The 17,861-nt window shown below is 50.2% G+C and carries 14 protein-coding genes; 6 read left to right on the top strand and 8 right to left on the bottom strand.

Annotated elements, in window-relative coordinates; genetic code table 11:
* A partial coding sequence (locus tag AC5JMP_RS18965) for a tetratricopeptide repeat protein (protein WP_495853045.1) occupies window positions 1–2,675 on the bottom strand: 2,675 nt, incomplete at its 3' end.
* Window positions 2,668–3,699 carry a caspase family protein gene (locus AC5JMP_RS18970; RefSeq protein WP_495853046.1) on the bottom strand — a complete coding sequence of 344 codons (1,032 nt, stop codon included), beginning with the start codon at window positions 3,697–3,699 and terminating at the stop codon, window positions 2,668–2,670. The genes AC5JMP_RS18970 and AC5JMP_RS18965, both read right to left, overlap by 8 nt.
* A gap of 283 nt (window positions 3,700–3,982) precedes the next feature.
* On the opposite strand from AC5JMP_RS18970, the gene AC5JMP_RS18975 reads away from it, so the two are divergent.
* Window positions 3,983–5,746: a sensor histidine kinase gene (locus AC5JMP_RS18975; RefSeq protein WP_495853047.1), complete on the top strand. Its 1,764-nt coding sequence runs from the start codon at window positions 3,983–3,985 to the stop codon at window positions 5,744–5,746.
* On the top strand, window positions 5,743–7,461 hold the full coding sequence (locus tag AC5JMP_RS18980) for a putative bifunctional diguanylate cyclase/phosphodiesterase (protein ID WP_495853048.1): 1,719 nt from the start codon (window positions 5,743–5,745) through the stop codon (window positions 7,459–7,461). The genes AC5JMP_RS18975 and AC5JMP_RS18980 overlap by 4 nt, the downstream gene beginning before the upstream one ends.
* Before the next feature lie 18 nt (window positions 7,462–7,479).
* Here the strand turns inward: AC5JMP_RS18980 and AC5JMP_RS18985 are convergent, their stop codons facing one another.
* Window positions 7,480–8,802, bottom strand: coding sequence for a glycosyltransferase (locus tag AC5JMP_RS18985; RefSeq protein WP_495853049.1), 1,323 nt, complete (start codon window positions 8,800–8,802; stop codon window positions 7,480–7,482).
* 124 nt (window positions 8,803–8,926) lie between these two features.
* Window positions 8,927–9,988, bottom strand: a complete 1,062-nt coding sequence (locus tag AC5JMP_RS18990) for a Gfo/Idh/MocA family protein (protein ID WP_495853050.1) — start codon at window positions 9,986–9,988, stop codon at window positions 8,927–8,929.
* 125 nt (window positions 9,989–10,113) lie between these two features.
* Here AC5JMP_RS18990 and AC5JMP_RS18995 point away from each other — a divergent pair, with 125 nt between their 5' ends.
* Both AC5JMP_RS18995 and AC5JMP_RS19000 read left to right on the top strand, forming a co-directional pair.
* Window positions 10,114–11,079 carry an aldo/keto reductase gene (locus AC5JMP_RS18995; protein ID WP_495853051.1) on the top strand — a complete coding sequence of 322 codons (966 nt, stop codon included), beginning with the start codon at window positions 10,114–10,116 and terminating at the stop codon, window positions 11,077–11,079.
* Window positions 11,080–11,429: 350 nt separating this feature from the next.
* Window positions 11,430–12,308: a S1 RNA-binding domain-containing protein gene (locus tag AC5JMP_RS19000; RefSeq protein ID WP_495853052.1), complete on the top strand. Its 879-nt coding sequence runs from the start codon at window positions 11,430–11,432 to the stop codon at window positions 12,306–12,308.
* Between the two features lie 9 nt (window positions 12,309–12,317).
* Here AC5JMP_RS19000 and AC5JMP_RS19005 read toward each other — a convergent pair whose 3' ends face one another.
* Entirely contained in the window at window positions 12,318–13,253 is a 936-nt protein-coding gene (locus AC5JMP_RS19005; RefSeq protein ID WP_495853053.1) for a lipase family protein, read from the bottom strand.
* A gap of 647 nt (window positions 13,254–13,900) precedes the next feature.
* Between AC5JMP_RS19005 and AC5JMP_RS19010 the strand changes: the two genes are divergently transcribed.
* Both AC5JMP_RS19010 and mutY read left to right on the top strand, forming a co-directional pair.
* Window positions 13,901–14,578, top strand: coding sequence for an SDR family oxidoreductase (locus AC5JMP_RS19010; protein ID WP_495853054.1), 678 nt, complete (start codon window positions 13,901–13,903; stop codon window positions 14,576–14,578).
* A gap of 24 nt (window positions 14,579–14,602) precedes the next feature.
* A complete protein-coding gene (gene mutY / locus AC5JMP_RS19015) occupies window positions 14,603–15,691 on the top strand; it encodes an A/G-specific adenine glycosylase (RefSeq protein WP_495853055.1) in 1,089 nt (362 codons plus the stop codon).
* 74 nt (window positions 15,692–15,765) lie between these two features.
* Here mutY and AC5JMP_RS19020 read toward each other — a convergent pair whose 3' ends face one another.
* From AC5JMP_RS19020 to AC5JMP_RS19030, 3 genes are all read right to left on the bottom strand, one after another.
* Window positions 15,766–16,587, bottom strand: a complete 822-nt coding sequence (locus tag AC5JMP_RS19020) for an acyl-CoA desaturase (RefSeq protein ID WP_495853056.1) — start codon at window positions 16,585–16,587, stop codon at window positions 15,766–15,768.
* 211 nt (window positions 16,588–16,798) lie between these two features.
* Complete coding sequence (locus tag AC5JMP_RS19025) at window positions 16,799–17,437, bottom strand: histidine phosphatase family protein (RefSeq protein WP_495853057.1); 639 nt, start codon at window positions 17,435–17,437, stop codon at window positions 16,799–16,801.
* 35 nt (window positions 17,438–17,472) lie between these two features.
* A complete protein-coding gene (locus tag AC5JMP_RS19030) occupies window positions 17,473–17,823 on the bottom strand; it encodes a hypothetical protein (protein ID WP_495853058.1) in 351 nt (116 codons plus the stop codon).
* Window positions 17,824–17,861 lie beyond the last annotated feature (38 nt).

Here is a 17,861-nt window from a genome sequence, read left to right on the forward strand (position 1 = left end):
TTAACCGATTTTGGGTCAAGTTCGATCGCTTTTTGATAGCTTTCAATCGCTTCCTTATATCGCTCCAAATTTTTAAGTGCGACTCCCTTATTTACCCAAGCATTAACCGATTTTGGGTCAAGTTCGATCGCTTTTTGATAGCTTTCAATCGCTTCCTCATATCGTTCCAAATTGCCAAGTGCGACTCCTTTATTTCCCCAAGCCTGAACCGATTTTGGGTCAAGTTCGATCGCTTTTTGGCAGCTTTCAATCGCTTCCTCATATCGCTCTAAATTGTTAAGTGTAGCCCCTTTACTTGACCAAGCCTGAACCAATTTTGGGTCAAGTTCGATCGCTTTTTGATAGCTTTCAATCGCTTCCTTATATCGCTCCAAATTTTTAAGTGCAAAGCCTTGACCAAAAAAAGATACTGCATTACCTTGAGCTAATTCAAATGCTTTCTCATAGCAATCCAGCGAATCTTGGTAACGTTCTGCACCAATCAAAAGTCTGCCAAGATTTGAAAAAAGACCATGAATCAATTTTGGACGGCAGTGAATCATGAGTTGTTCGGTCTGGGTTTTCGCTTGCAAGAGCAAATTACTTCTATCTCTAGATCTATGGCAACGTAAAGACTGATACATCAACCCTACAGACTTGCTTAAGCCATCCGGCAAGCTGTCCACCTGCTCTAACAAAATTCGCAAGGAATCTTCGAGCTTTTTGAGATGCTTTTCAATCACTTCCGTTGAAAGATTTCCATCACTTTCAAACTTATGCTCATAGCTTCCTGGAAGCTTATCTAGAAAAAACCAACCTAAGCCAAGGGCTATTCCTGAATCCTTAAAAAACGCACCTGTCGATTTGGGAAGCAGATTTTGGTTCTCTTCACTCATTTCTGCGCTGACAAAAGCGAAGGGAGTCATGAATATATCTGGCTCTCGGAGATAAACTGCGGCAAAGACCTGCTCAACATATCGTTGCAGTCCTTCTCTTCCCTTGCCAAAAAGACTGTAGTAGAGAAACTCAGCTATCAGCCCTCGCCATTCCTCATCCTTATACGGATCGGGTAAAGGACTCTGCGGATCAACCACTTCATCTGCCTGTCCCTTAAAGTAGTCGGCTAGTAGACTATTAGTTTTCCGAAACTGAGTTTGGTCATCCTGAAAATAGGATTGCCGAAAGACATCCCGCGCCACATCATCCAAGCGGTAATATCCTTTAGCAAACTCAACGAAATCTGAACCCTTGAGCCATTCAAAATAGCTTTCTGCGTCGTCACCAGCATTCTGCAGGCCTAATCCATCGCTGTTCAGCAAATGTCGAATGATAGCCAGATCAAACCATCGGCAGCAAGCCACCACCTGTAAAATCTTCCGCTCCTGAGAACTTCGTCCCTGCAAAAGTAGTTCAGCGATCGCCTGATTTCCTTTAGAAAAATCAGGGTCTTCGCCTTGCTCTCGTTGCTTCCGCACCCAATCCAGATAATAGGGCAATCCCTGTGTTGCTTTGAAAATGTTGGCGCGTGTTCGACCCTTCTCAATGCCAATTTTTTGGAGATAGACCTCTGTATCTTGCTTACTAAACTTCGTCAGCGGCGTCTCATAAAGCAACTTCCGATCCTGATTGAGCTTGCGCCACCCCTCATCGGTTTGCAGCGATCGTCGCCCCACAACCACAAGCTTCACAGGCGCAGACTCTAAAGGAGTATCTTCTACCAAATACTGCCACAGCCATTGATTCAGGTAAGGCTGAGCTTTTTCATAGGTATCCAATACCAGCACGAGCGATCGTCCTCGGCTCTGGGCAATTTGCATCAGACTCTCAGCAAAAGCTTGCGTTAGCCTAGAAACTGGCTCCAACATCAGCGCTTGTAGCTCAGGCTCATTTTTGGTTGCAGGATGATTCCGCACTCGCTGCTGTATCCAGTCTTTCAAGCCCTCTGCATCTTCCCCCGCCGCTGAAATCGAAAACCCGCCTGCAACCTCAAAGGATTTTGGCTTACTTGGAGTAGAGATCAAACTCGTTGAGCCTAACCAGATCAATTGTTCAAACCAGCTTGTAATTTTCCTGGATTCTTCGCTGCTGATTGTTTCACCGTCTACTGATTTATGGCTCAACTCAAACAGAGCCGCCCCAAACTGCTGCTCCCGCTGAGTAAATGCATCAGCGGCTTCCAACCCCCCAAGCCCCATTGCTTGCTGATGCAACCTCCGCATCAGCTTCAGCGGCATCTCAATATCAGCAGTTTTAGCAAAACAGACATCCAGAAAATCAACTTCGCCAGCATGGGCTTCCTGCAATCGCCCCAGTAGCGTTGTTTTGCCAACTCCGCCAATTCCATAAATATTGAACAGTAAGGGTTGTCCCTGTGTCGGCTTCAGCGCAACCGCAAAGCGTTCTAAGAGCCTTTTGGCTTGATCTCGTTCGATGTAATGATCGGTTGGCACTCGCGATCGCATTCGAGACGGCTGATTTATCCCAGCCTGAGCCACCTGCTTAGACTCTTTCTTTGCCAATTGCGCTCTCTTCAGCCTTTCCTGTAAGCTTTCAACTTCTTGGCGCTTTGCATTTAAGTCTATGGTTAGGTGTGAGGGCGTTGTGAGGCTGGTGTAGCCTGCCGCCTTTTTTTCTAAGTCCATAAGTACTGCTTGGGCAATGACCAGTGTCTGTTGCAGACCAACGCAATCATCCATCAGATTCCCCATTTCTCAAGCGCGATTCCAATTCTGCAACCTGTTGGCGCTTTTCTTCCAGATCAATCTGTAGATGGGCAGGCATTTGTAACCGACCATAGCCAGCAGCTTGTTCTTCTAGGATAGCTAACGATCGCCGTGCCATCGCTAACGCTGGGGTCACTACTTCCTGATTCGTCATTACCTTGGGCGATTTTAGGCTTTGCCCTAGATTAGGTAGTCCCTTGCCGCCACGCAACAATGCGATCGGAAAATCCTCCGTTGCCGTATCAAAAAATGGAGTTTGTTCTGCTTGGCGGAGAGTACGAGCACTCTCCGCTACGGTTTTGCCCAGATGGGTCATGATATTGGACAGTGTCACTTGGCGATCGCCTGGTTGATTTGCTGCGCCCTTCAATGCTTCGATCAGGTGATAGGTGTAAAGGCTGAGCGTGCCGTCTGGACGCACCCATGAACTTTGATCTCCTCGCGACGAGGTAAAAACTGCGCGCCCTCCTCCCTGCTTCAGTGCATCCACCACGCCTTTAGGTAATGCAGTGGGCATAAAGTCAGCAGGCAAATCATCCTTGGCGCTTGCCATTCCCTCCGCATGGCAACTATCAATAATCACCCATAGACGTTTGGCATTTATCTCACGCAACTTTTGGGTTAGGGTTTCAGCAGCGAGAGCGGTTTCGGGAATAGACTGGCGATCAAAATCATGCTGGAGCAGGTAATAGGCATGGCTGGCGAGATCAACCATGCCGTGCCCAGAGTAATAAAGTACAACGGTGGCATCTTGATCTGTAGTAACTTTCTGCTTTAACCAATCTAAGCCGTTTAAGATAGCGCTACGAGTTGCCCCTTGATCTTGCAATAACTGGACATGGTCAAGATTGTTGGGATAAGCACAAAGATTGGGATCGGTAAGAACAGCTTTGAGCGCTTGGGCATCTTTGGTCGTCACGGGCAGTGACCAACGAGAGTTCGCCGTTGTACCTACACCAATCAGCAGAGCGTAGCCATGAGTAAATAAATCTGACATGTTCACGGAACTCCAGCATGATGATAATTGCAACAGCTCAAACAATCGAACCCAGGATAACCTGTCAGCCTTCCACTGTAAGCCAAACTTGATCATAAATAAGTCTTGCAAGAACTGCTCGGCTCGCTTATGAGCTAGCGAAAGCAGACCCGTTTACCCCGCTGTCACTCGATCGCAATCAAAACTTTGTTGTCTTAACGTGAGCAGGGTTTCATGGGCAGAGCCTGCTACCTAGCTTAGTCTGGAGGGTACTCTGAAGAAGCCGTCTCTTCCACGCTATACCGTGTTTCTTCTGACCGCGTTTCTCCCGACGGTTCTGACCCTATCCGCTGCTCAGAAATCAACCGCTCAGGAGCTTTTCCTCCAGATGGAGCGAGTGCTGCTGGCAATGAGTCTAGCAATATCTATTATTCTGGCTGCGGCTCTGGTGGTTTCGCTGTACGATCGCCGTATTCAAGCAGGGCGTTCTCGATTGGAAATGCTGCGCCGGAGCGAACAGCAGTTTCGATCGCTGGTGCAAAATAGCTCGGATATTATCATGGTGGTCACAGAGATAGGCTTGATTAGCTACGTCAGTCCTTCTCTGCATCGGCGGCTAGGTCATGCACCTGAAACCTGGCTAGGCTCTAATCTTTTCGATCGGGTGCATCCCCAAGATCTCTCTCAGAGTCAAGCGCTGTTGCAGAACGCGGCGCGATCGCCCAGAACAAATATCACGACAGAATTTCAGGTGCAAGACGGGCAGGGGGCATGGCGTATTTTAGAAGTCGTTTGCCTCTCATCTGATGAGCTTGCATTTGAACCGCAAGCGTTAAGTCTTGTTCTCACCTGCACTGACATTACTCTGCGCAAACAGCAAGAAGAGCAGCTGCGGTTGCTGCAATCGGCGATGATTCAGGCTAAAGATCCGATCATTATTACCGAAGCTGCATCGCTGGAATTGCCGGGGCCTCGGATTATCTACGTTAACGAAGCCTTCACTCAGGTTACGGGCTACAGCCCTGAAGAGGCGATCGGCAAAACACCTCGGATCTTACAGGGTAAAAAAACCGATCGCGCGATCCTCGACAAAATCCGAACGGCGCTGGAGGCATGGCAGCCAATTGTGATAGAGCTGATCAACTATCACAAAGATGGCTCAGAATTTTGGGCAGAGTTGAGCATTGCACCCGTTGCCGATGAGACGGGTTGGTTTACCCATTGGGTTGCCATCCAGCGCAATATTACCGATCGCAAGCAGGCAGAAGCTGAAATTCGCAATGCGCTGGAGCAAGAGCGAGAGTTGCGAGAGCTAAAGTCTCGATTTATCTCAATGGCATCCCATGAGTTTCGTACGCCGTTGGCAACCATCATGGCATCCAGCGATCTGCTGAAATCCTTTGGGCACAAGCTTAGCGAAGAAAAGAAGATAGAGCGCCTGAATAAAATCCAGAAAGAGGTCAACAGCATGACTCAGCTTTTGGAGGATGTTTTACTAATCGGCAAAGCTGAGTCTGGGTATGTAGAGTTCAATCCAACGCTGCTAGATGTGCCAACGCTCTGTCGGGATATTTTGGACGAAGTTGAGCTGACGAGCGATCGCCATTTTTTCACATTTGAAGTCACTAGCCGTGAAATTACTGAGATTTCTCCAGCGTTAGTGGATGAAAAGCTTTTACGCCACATTCTAACCAATCTGCTCTCTAATGCAGTTAAGTATTCTCCGCATGGTGGCAAGGTAAGTTTGCTACTACAGTATGACCTAGCCTCCATTACCTTTCAAATTCAAGATCAAGGGATTGGCATTCCGCTAGCTGACCAAGGGCATTTATTTGAGCCGTTTCATCGCGGTAGCAATGCGGGCAGTATTGCAGGGACAGGCTTAGGTTTAGCCATTATTAAATTTGCAGCAAATTTGCATGGTGGCAGTATTCAATTCGTCAGCACGGTTGGGGTAGGCAGCACTTTCACAGTTTCCATTCCCAGAGCTGCACCAGATTTATTATCTGAACCTTCATCGGATCAACCGCCTGGTCAATTACTAGCTCAGCCATCAGAGGGGAAATGACCACTATTCTCATCATTGAAGATACGGCTTCTTTGCAGGAAGAAATCCTGCAAATGCTGGATTTAATGAACTTCCGGGGGCTTGCCGCAGACAATGGCGTGGCGGGAGTGCAGCTTGCCCAGCAGCATCTTCCAGATATCATTCTCTGCGACATCATGATGCCCGAAATGGATGGCTACGATGTCTTGCAAACCCTGCGGCGCAATCCTGAAACGGCTCGAATTCCGTTTATCTTCCTCACCGCTAGAGCCGATCGCGCTGATATTCGGCGGGGCATGAACCTGGGAGCTGATGATTACCTAACCAAGCCTTTCACCAGCAGTGATTTGGGTGAGGCGATCACGGCTCGGCTTTGCAAACAGGCGGCTATCACTGCGCCCTACGTTTTAGAAATGAAGCGGGCGGCAGAGCAGTTGGGACAAATGGCGTTTCGAGATAGCCTGACCGGATTGCCCAATCGAATTCAGTTTCAGCATCGGCTTCAGGAGGCGCTGATTCAGGCAAATCGAAATCAGCAGGCGATCGCGGTTTTGTGCGTGAGTTTAGAGCGGTTTCGAGCCTTCAATGTGCGATTTGGTCAATCTGCGGGGGATGCTCTTTTGCAATCTGTTGCCGAGCGGCTGAAAACCTGCGTAACTGCCGAAGACACGATCGCCCGCCTCAGCGGCGATGAGTTTTGCATTTTGTTGACCCACCGTAGCCCGGAAGCAATCGAGCGATCGGCTGAAGAAATTCTTAAGGCGCTGTCCGCACCCTATCTGATTCAGGAACATTCTTTGCATACGCAGATCAGCATGGGAGGCAGCATTTATCCAAATGACGAGAGTGGGGATAAGCTGCTCAATCATGCTGCGATCGCGATGAATTGGGGCAGAGAGCAAGGCAACCCCCACTGTCAATTTTATAGCGATGAAATCGCTGAGACTACTGCCACTCGCAGCTTGCTAGAAGCGGGACTTCGACGAGCGTTAGACAAGGCAGAGCTACAGGTTCACTACCAGCCTCAGGTGAATTTGATCACCGGGCGAATCATTGGCGCGGAGGCTTTTCTCCGCTGGAATAGCGCTGAGCTAGGCTCGATTTCGCCTTTTAATTTCATCGCGGTAGCTGAAGAAACGGGACTAATTGTGCCGATCGGCGAGTGGATGATTCAAATTGCCTGTCTACAGGCCAAAACCTGGCAAACGAAACATTTGCTGCCTCTCAGGATGTCGGTGAATCTTTCGGCATACCAATTTAAGCAGCCCGGACTGGTGCGATCGATCGCCCAAATTTTGAAGGATACTGAGCTAGATGCAGAGTTGTTGGCGATCGAAATTTCCGAAACGACCGTCATGGCAGATGTGGAAGCCAGCTTGTCTACTCTACAGCAGATCAAAGAGTTGGGCGTTCACATCAGTATTGATGACTTCGGCACAGGCTATTCATCGCTTAACTACTTGACGCGCCTGCCGATGGATACGCTCAAGATAGATCAGGCTTTTGTCAAAGATATTACGACAGATCAGTATGGTGCGGCGATCGCCTCCGCAATTACGGCTTTGGCGCAAAGCCTTAATCTTCGCGTAGTTGCAGAAGGGGTTGAAACTCCAGAACAACTTGCCTTCCTACGCCGACAAGGCTGCAATGCTTTGCAGGGATTCCTGTTTAGTCCCGCTATTTCTGCCGACGAGTTTGAGAAGCTGTTGACAGAAGATAAACGTCTGTTACTTTAGCGCCTATTGCTTCAGCGCCTATTCCTGCGTGTCGGTGACACGCCAGCTCAGCTTCAGGTTGAGCCAAAAATTCCAGACAGTAACAATTGCGATCGCAATTAAGTTTGCGGCATAGCGATTGATATGAAAGGTGTTGAATAAGAAATTGAGCAGCAGTACGTTGAGAATCAATCCGGCAAGACAGATCAAGTTAAATTTCAAGAATCGCCGGAGACGTTTGCGGTTGCCGCGCTGACGGCGAGAAATATCCCCAAAAGTCCAGCGATCGTTCCATAAAAAGTTGTTAAGGATCGCCACTTCAGAAGCCATGATTTTGCTCCGGGTCAATCCCCACGCCAGAGTAGAGGGATCGCTGAGCAGGTACAGCATAACCATGTCCACAAATACGCCGCTCAAGCCCACTAGACCAAAGCGGATAAATCGCCGGAAGGGCAGTTGCTCTGGGTGAGCCGCAGATTTCGTCGCGCTGAATCTCAGCCTGACCAAGTGCAGCAGATACTCTACATATTGCTTCCAGGTGACTTTACTTTCGCCCTCTTGACGCTCCTGAAACACATACCCAACTTCGGCAACTTGCTCAATGTTGCCGCGACCCAAAACCTCCAGCAGAATTTTGTAGCCTAGCGGATGGAGCGTGCATCCGGCGATCGCCTCTCGTCGCACCAAAAAATAGCCGCTCATGGGATCAGAAACGCGACCTACTACGTTCGGCAGTACAATCAGTCCCAGCATCTGCGCCCCTCGCGACAAGAATCGCCGCGTCGGACTCCAATCGCTGACTCCGCCCCCGTCGCTGTTGCGGCTGGCAACGGCAAGGTCGGCTCCCTTTTCGATCGCTCCCAACAAATTCAGCAGCACTTCCGGCGGGTGCTGTAAGTCGCCATCTATCACGCCCAAAACTTCGCCCTGAGCTGCCTGCCATCCCCGAATGACGGCGGTAGATAGACCACGCTCCTGCTGACGGCGCATCACCTGAAGAGCAGGGTAGTCTTTCATCAATGCCTGCGCTTTTTCCCAGGTGCAATCGGGGCTGTCGTCATCCACCACAATCAGCTCATAGTCATCTGCCAGTACTGGATCGAGCAATTGAGAGAGGCGATCGATAATCAGGGCAATATTTTTTCCCTCGTTATAGGTAGGGATGATCAGAGAAAATCGGACGGGTCTTTGAGTGGGTGGAGCGGGAGTGTGGCGAACGTCACTTGTTTGAGCTTGCGTCTGATCTAGAGCTTGCGTCTGGTCTAGAACTTGCGTCTGATCTAGCTGATCTGTTTGAAGATCAGGAATTTGCAGCGCTCCTGACGGAGTCATTAGCAAAGCGCGAACGGAACGAGTCGTCATTTTAGGCTAACTCCCTTGCTGTGATCTGTGCGATCGCACCTAAAACTGTGCCCGCTTAAGTTCCAAGACTAAAATTAAACTCAATATTTGTCCATACTCCGCTGAAGCTATTTGTGGTACCCCTTTAGACTGATTGCGGCAACTCTACGGTGACTGTATGACCCAATTCAGCCGATCGCCGCGCTGCATCAGCAACTTTCAGAGCATGAAGGCTTGATTCTAAAGTGACATAGAGGGGCGTACCCTCCGTCAGATAATCCAGTATCCTGCCTGTGTCTTGGGCAAAAAGTCCCTGGCGGCTACCCATTTCGAGTTCATGGGTTTGATCGGCAAGCACTAGCTTCCCCTTCTGCCCTTCTACCAAGACTGCGCCTGTCTCGCCTTGAATATGGAGCGATCGCTCATTCTGCCAGATGGCTTCACCTTTGCCATAGGTCAGGTCCGCGATCAGTCCGCTCTTAAACTGCAACTGTGCTGAGCAAAGGCAGGAGGTGTAGAAATTTGGAGTGCTGATAGCTAGAGGTTCGCCGTCTGGAGATTCGCTGTCTAGAGATTCGCTGTCTAGAGATTCGCTATCTGGAAACCGATACCAAAAACGGGCTTGACAACTCACCTGACTGACTTGCCCAAAGAGATGAGTCAGGCGATGAATTCGAGAGACTGCACCCACCAGCGGAAAGCCAAACAGATCGGGGTAATAAGTCCATTTTTTTGGGGCGGGTCGCTGAGTGGCGAGGCTGGCATAGCGCACATAGAAGGGAGAGCCGATCGCCCCCAATGCCTCCCGAATTGCCAGATGAATGCCGCTGAGCAGCTCAATATGTTCGACATGCAGAAGCAGGTTTTGGGCGGCAGCAAGCTGAATCATGGATTCAGCCTCAGCGATATCTAGCGCCAGCGGATATTCCACTACCACATGTTTTCCAGCTTGCAGTGCTGCGCGGACGATCGTCCCATGATCCCGATTGACGTTGGCAATGACAACTAAATCTATATCCGATCGCGCGATTAGATCTTGCCAGGACGCTAGCGCTTCAGCCTCATGGGGTTGACTTAGAGCCTGAGCTTTTTCGAGATTACGCCCTGCAACGGCAATGAGGCGCGATCGTCCATCAGCTTGCAGGGCATCGGCTCTTGCTTTGGCTGCGTAGCCTGTTCCCACTATACCGACTGCTATAAGACCCATACCTTCTTGGATTTTAGATTTTAGATTTTAGATTTTGGATTGTGAAACTCTGTTATCCCTGTTCAAAGCTGCTTGGCGCTGCTTTAAGAACGGTAAACTGAAGATATTAAGTAGTGTAAATGATCATGGCAAATACCATTAGAATTGGCGCTAATGATGCGATCGCTCCTTTGGGCATTGGCACTTGGGCTTGGGGTGACAGTCTCTTTTGGAGCTATGGCAAAGATTATGCGGCTGCTGATCTGCAAGAGGCTTTCAATGCCTCTCTAGAGGCTGGAGTCAGCTTTTTTGATACTGCCGAAATTTATGGGCTAGGCGAGTCTGAGCGGCTTTTGGGTCGGTTCATGCAGCAGCAGGCTGCACCTGTGCAAATTGCCGCGCCTGTACAAATTGCCACGAAATATTTTCCGTTGCCTTGGCGGTTCAGTACCACTGCTGTTGCGGATGCTTTGACGGCAAGCTTGAAGCGGCTGCAAGTGCCGTCAGTGGCGCTGTACCAGGTTCATTGGCCGTTCGATTTTTTCATGGGACAGAAGGCGCTGATGAATGCTCTTGCTGATGAGGTGCAGCAGGGCAGAATTAAGGCGATTGGGGTAAGCAATTACTCTGCCGAGCAAATGCGTCAGGCGCATCAATTCCTTGCCGAACGGGGAGTCCCTTTAGCGGTGAATCAGATGCAGTATTCCCTGCTAGCTCGTCAAATTGAGCAGAATGGCGTGATGACGGCGGCTCGTGAGCTGGGTGTGGTGATTTTGGCTTACAGTCCTCTGGCACAAGGGTTGCTGACGGGCAAATATACGCCGGAGAACTACACACAGCCGACAGGCGCACGTCGGCTTGATCCCAAGTTTAGCCAGAGCGGTCTGCAAAAGCTGGCTCCTGTGATTGAAGTGTTGAAAGCTGTGGGGGCAACGTACGATCGCACTCCTGCTCAGGTTGCGCTCAATTGGTTAATTGCTCAAGGCAATGTGATTCCAATTCCGGGCGCAAAAACGGCAAGTCAGGTTCGGCAAAATGCAGGCGCGTTGGGCTGGTCTATGACGGAGGTAGAGCGAACTCAAATTGATTTAGCGACTCGCTCTTGGCTGTAGAGCCAGCAGTTATAGATTTCATACTAGGAAGTTCGCGCCCGCAGGGCGCGAACTTCCCCCCACAAAGCCCGAAGAAAGCTCGCCTGTGGCGAGCTTTCTTCGGGCTTTGTGGCAAAACAAGAATTGCTGCTGTAGGGCAATCTCAAACGGCATGAGTTAGCGGCATGAGTTAGAATGGCTCTTTCCATAAATTTCCCGTTGACAATCATTGACAATTTTCTCTCGCGTCCATGCCAGATGCTAGAGGAATTGATTATATTGGGAAGACTTAACCCTAGAAGATACATATTCTAGATATGTTCTAGCGGATATGTTCTAGCGATTATTTGATCCAGTTCCAGGAGGCTACCTTGTCCTTTTCCACCGACGATTTTGCCAAAGCCCTTGAGCAACATGACTACCAATTTCAAAAAGGTCAGGTAGTCCGGGGGAAAGTGGCAAGCTACGACTCTGATGGTGCCTACATCGACGTTGGCGGCAAGGCTGCGGCTTTTTTGCCGCTTGAGGAGGCTTCGCTAAAGCGCGTTACGAATTTAGAAGAATTCTTGCCTACCGATGAAGAGCGAGAATTCATGATCATCCGTGAGCAGGATGCAGATGGTCAGGTGACGCTATCTCTTCGTCAACTAGAAATTCGTCAAGCCTGGGAACGTTTGGCAGATATGCAGGAAAGCAACCAAACGATTCAGGCAAGGGTCAGCGGCTTAAACAAGGGCGGCGTGACGGCAGATGTTCAGGGCATTCGGGGGTTTATTCCGCGATCGCATCTGGTTGAGCGCAATGATCTGGAGTCGCTGATCGGCAAAGCGCTGACGGTGAGCTTGATTGAGGTTGATCCGACTCGCCGGAGATTGGTGCTATCGCATCGGATGGCTTCTCAGGCGGCTAGCTTGAGCCAGCTGGCGATCGGTCAACTGATTGAGGGCAAAGTTGTCAGCCTCAAGCCGTTTGGAGTCTTTGTAGACTTTGAGGGCACAACGGGTCTGCTGCACATTAACCAGGTCAGCAAGAACTATGTAGCTTCTCTGAATGCAGTCTTTGATATGGGTCAGCCAATTAAGGCACTGATCATTGACTTAGACGAAGCCAAACGCCGTGTTTCGCTTTCAACTAAAGTTCTGGAGAGCTATCCCGGCGAGATGCTGGAAAAAATGTCAGATGTGATGGCGGAAGCCGATGTTCGTGCTGAGAAAGCTCGAAAGAATATAGAGCAGCGGGGCGTTGAATAGATTTCACGGCTAGCTGAATCTAGCTGCATCTCTGTAGGTTTCGATCGCGTGATTTAGCTCAAGCGTATCTTCCTGCGCTACGTAAGTTTGTTGCTGTCCTATATGCTGATAGGCGAGCCTAGAGGGGGGCAGCAGGGGAATGCGATCGGCGAGATTGACCATGCGGTAGGTGCGGGGCAGCAGTGCATCATAGAACGTGGCAAAGGCGCGATCGCCCAATCGGGGAGCGCCAAAGCTATAAACCTGGATCTTTTCTCGCAACTGGGGAAGGTTTAGGGCAATTTCGGCGGCGGCTAAGTGGGCGATCGCGCCTCCCAAGCTGTAGCCCGTTACGTAGCAGGGTAGAACCGGATCAATGTGTTGGGTGACTGCCTGGATTTGAGGTTTCAACGCAGCGTATAGCTGCTTGACGCGGCTGTGAACCTGTCCTTGTTCTGGCTGATGGGGATCAAAATCAGTTGGGCGAGCAGAAGCGTATTGCAGCCATTCGGCATCAGATGGGCTGATCTGTAGGGCAATGATGTTGTGGTGGGGCGACCGCAACGCTAGTCCAAAGTTTTGCAGCTTTCCATAGATGGCGGCCTGGTCTGAAAGCTTGAGGGCCACGCCGTGAAATTGAGGTTCATAAAAATGAGGAACCTGCGCTTGAAACGAGGCAATTTGGGTGTGGCGATCGAAGAGTTCAGGATTTATTCCGGAGGGCTGAACAGAATTTTGATGATCCGTAAGAATAAATTTGGGGGGTAGAGAAACGACTTGTGAGGCTGCCAACAGACAGCATTGCATCAGCAGGTTAGAAGTTTTGGGGTTAGGAAAGCCTACCTCATGCGATCGAGAATGTGGATGGCGCTCAGCAACATCTCCTTTTGCCCAACTCGATTGAGTGGCAGCCAAAGCTCCGACTGCCAAACTTGCCTTCAGGAGTCGCCGACGGTTTAACTTCATGCTGGTATTCTGGAGCTTGCATTCATTTCAATCTCTTTGGTCATCCTAACGAGATCGATCGCCTCTAGCCAGTGAGTAGAACACAGTAAACATAAAGATTTCATGAAAATGGATTATCAGTTTCGAGGTTTAAGTCAGCCAACTCTGTGTTTTTTGAGCGATCGCCTTCGTTCTCCAGAAAATCCACTCTGTGATTTCAATTCATGACTTTTGAAGAAAATAGGTTAATTCAGCTCTGAATAGTTTTAGGTGTAAGTTCTATCTAACTTTGCTATAAAATTCGTCCTAAACCTTCGCTTTTTTGGACGCTTGATGAGTATCAGTAGATCGCAAACCAATGCTCACGCTAGAAATACTCGTGTCTGCTCCCCCTAAATCCCCGCGCTATCGCGCCGCTGCGCTAGAAAAAAGGGGGACTTTGAGGTTTGAAGCCCCCTTTTTAAGGGGGTTGGGGGGATCAAGTGTAAGCTTCGCAATCTACTGAGTATTACTAATTCTCTATCTCAGAAGCATTTTAGATTCTGTAAAAGTTTTGGCATCGCTTACTCAAAATCAACTGGACATTCAAGGTTTTCAAACTTATTTTTCGCGCTGAAAGCTTCAGGCATGGTTAGATCAAGATAGAGATCAGAACACTGGAGATCATCATGCCAAGTACAGCCTACATTTTTTTGGCGGGAGCCAGCCGAGGCGTGGGGCGAGAAATTGCGCATTGCCTGATTGCCCAGTCGTTGAACGTCAAGGCGCTAGTGCGATCGACTGCGGTTCAGGCTGAGCTAGAGGCAATGGGAATTAAAGTTGCCTTGGGTGACGCGCTAGACACAGAGGCAGTAGAACAGGCGATGTTAGCCGATCCGATCTCTGCGGTTATCAGCACGATCGGCGGTTTGAGAGCTGACGGACAGCGAGTCGATTTTTTGGGCAATAAAGCCTTGATCGATGCAGCCGTTCAGGCAAAGGCGCAGAAGTTTGTGCTGGTGTCTTCAATTGGCAGCGGTAACACGGCGGCAGCACTCCAGCCCCAGGTACTAGAAGCCTTGCATGATGCTCTGGTTGCTAAGGAGCAAGCTGAACAGCACCTGATTGCCAGCGGCTTGACCTATACGATCGTTCGTCCAGGCGGGCTAAAATCTGAACCTGCGACCGGAAATGCGGTGCTGACCTCTGACCCGACGATCGCGGGTTCTATTAACCGGGCAGATGTTGCTACGCTGGTCTGTCAATGTCTGCTCTCTGACAAAGCCAATAACCAAACGCTGTCAGCAGTCGATCGCCAGATGGTGTACGTCCAAAAAGAGTTTGAGATTTTAGACTTGAGTTCGTGATCTAGCTCAAAGGGCGATCGCATCTTGAATCCACTCCCTTCATCTCTAAATCTGAAAGCCCTACGTCGAGATCTGCTGAGCTGGTATAGGGCATCAGGGCGAACCCTACCCTGGCGGCAAACCCAAGATCCCTACGCCATCTGGGTGTCTGAAATTATGCTTCAGCAGACTCAGGTGAAGACAGTGATGCCCTACTATGAGCGATGGCTGCAAGCGTTTCCAACGATCGCCGATCTTGCTGCCGCCGATCAGCAGCAGGTGCTCAAGGTCTGGCAAGGGCTGGGATACTATGCCCGTGCCCGGAATTTGCATCGAGCGGCACAGGCGATCGTGCAAGAATTTAAAGGAGAGTTCCCGGTCAACCTATCGGATGTTCTGTCTCTGCCAGGAATTGGGCGCACCACGGCGGGAGGCATCCTGAGTGCGGCGTTCAATCAACCCTTGCCGATTTTAGATGGCAACGTCAAGCGGGTTTTGGCACGGCTAACGGCTCTAACCCTGCCCCCTAGCAAGGCGCTCAATGCACTCTGGCAGCTTTCGACAGAGTTACTAGACTCCCAGAATCCCCATGATTTCAACCAGGCGCTGATGGATCTAGGGGCAACGGTCTGTACGCCCAAAAATCCGAGTTGCCCTATTTGCCCGTGGCAATCTCACTGTCAAGCCTTTCATCTAAACCAACAAACCCAAATCCCTATGAGTGAAAACCGATCGCCCCTGGCTCACAAGCAAATTGGCGTTGCTGTGATCTGGAATCAGGAGAGACAAATTCTGATCGATCGCCGTCGTCAGGAAGGTCTATTGGGCGGCCTGTGGGAGTTTCCGGGAGGTAAAATTGAACCCGGTGAAACGGTAGAGGACTGCATCAAGCGAGAAATTCGAGAGGAGCTAGGCATCGAAATTGCGGTGGGCGATCGCCTGATGACCCTCGATCATGCCTACACGCATTTTCGGGTGACGCTCAACGTTCACCACTGCCAGTATCTCAGCGGCGAACCCCAGGCGATCGAATGTGACGAAGTGCGCTGGGTAACATTGGCAGAATTGGATCAGTTTCCCTTTCCTGCCGCCAATGTTCAGATCATTGAGGCGCTAAAAACCGGGCAGCCCTAAAGGTGTAACTGTCGCCAGTTTGCTGAGGACATTCAGGGTGGGGCGCTTTGCGCCCCACCCTGAATGTCCCCGTCCTAACCGACCTTAGCGCCTTTAACATGGGTGGCTAATCCAACGGCTTGTAGGAGACGGATAGTCAGCCAAGTTACGTCTATTTCCCACCACTGGTAGCCATAGCGCGCCGAAGACTGAGCGGCGTGGTGATTGTTGTGCCAGCCTTCGCCATAGGTCAGCAAAGACACCCACCAGCAATTGGTTGAGCGATCGCCCGTTTCATGGGAGCGATAGCCAAACTTATGGCAAACGCTGTTGACAAAACAGGTGCAGTGAAAGCCTAGGAACAAACGGACAAACACGCCCCAAACCAGAAAGGGCATGCCGCCAATCAGGTACAAAATCACGGCCAGCACCCCTTGCAGCGGGATGTACTGGTTGTGGCAGAACTGGTAGAAGCGATCGTTCGCAATGTCTTTAGTCAAGCGGGGCAGCTCGCCTTTGGTGGGCACAGTATGCATCAGCCAGCTAATGTGGCTCCACCACAAACCCTCATTGGAGTTATGGGGATCAGCCGCTTTGTCGGTATAAAGATGATGCGCCCGATGGTATCCTACCCAGCCCAGTACACCGCCCTGTCCTGATAAGGTGCCACATAGTATCAAGAAATACTCCAGCCATTTGGGCACTTTGAAGCTGCGATGGCTTGCCAGTCGGTGGAATCCTAGAGAAATACCTAGCCCAATTGTCAGCCAGTGCAGAAACAGAGCCACGCCAACCGCCGCCCAGCTAAAATTGCCAGGGAAGAAGGCAAGTAGAGCAGCCAGGTGCAACACAACCGTGAAAAAGATCACGTGCCACCGGGGGCGAGGCGTATCAAGCGTCAAAGATGGATTAGACATTGAGTCAGCTAAGGTATTGAGTAAGTTTGAAATAGGGGATGCGAGTAGGATTAACCTGCGTAACGATGATACGCCGTTATTTAGGCAACATCAAAGAGGCAACATCAAAGAATATAACCCCTCGATCGCCTTCCCGTAATCCTTTGACGCAGGTTTTTCAGCTTGAGATTCCACTTTGAGATCCTAGCCTGAGGTTTTAGCAATTCCAGCTCTAGCTGCCCGGCAGATCGCGCAGATGCTCAGGAAAGTGCGATCGATCGCCCAACCTGTGCAGCAGCGGCCCATGTGTCCCAAATTCGATCACGCTGATGGAGGCAACGGGTACGCCAAGGCGATCGCGGTAGCGCCCCACATCGATGCCCAGCAGACCACAGAGCATGATCCGGATAGTGGCTTTGTGAGAAACCACCAAGACGTTACCCGTGGGATACTTCTGCTCAATTTCATCTAACACAAGATGGCTGCGTCGGGCAATATCTACAGCCCGTTCGCCTCCGGTGGGGGCATTCCAGCCTGGATCAGCCATATAGCGAATGTAGTCATCGTGATAGTCACGGCTGGCTTCTTCAGGAGTTATGCCTTCCCACTTGCCATAGGAAATTTCCCTTAGCCCATCTCGGATCTGCATCTCCGCGCCGATCGCCTGACAAATTGGCATGGCAGTATCCAACGCGCGTCGTTTAGGGCTGCAATAAACGGTAGCCCAGGGAAAAGAGCGATAGGCTTCTGCAAAGGCGGCTGCCATTTCTTTACCAACCGCCGTCAGCTCAATATCCAGATCGCCACAATAGCCGCCCGATCGACTAGCAGCCGTTTCGCCGTGCCGTAAGAAGTAGATATGTAGGCTCATGGGGCTTTATTTTGCAAGAGCTTGTTTTTCAGGGCTTATTTTTCAGGGGTCTGCTTCGGAGAATCGTAATGCATTCTGTAGACTTCGTTGTCTAAACCCAGTTCGGTAATGGTGGAGCGGGTATGAAGGACGCGATCGGCGATCGATAAAGCGTCACTCACGACTGCAAACAGAGAAATCTCTGTATCTATTCGACGCAAAGTAGCCATTAGCTCCTGTGTCTTTTGCTCGTCTTGATGGGCATGAAGCTGGCTAGCCGTATGGCTTCGCTCAATTTCATAATGAGAGCAAGCATCTTTAAAGTACTCATGCAGTTGCCCGATTAAGGAAGCAACAGACTGGTGATCCGTCAAAAAACTGGGATCTTTACGTTCTTTTTGAGTCATGGGGGCGGCTAAGGTCGCGATTTCTCTACAATACTTTT

It is taken from the genome of Drouetiella sp., from assembly GCF_059504425.1.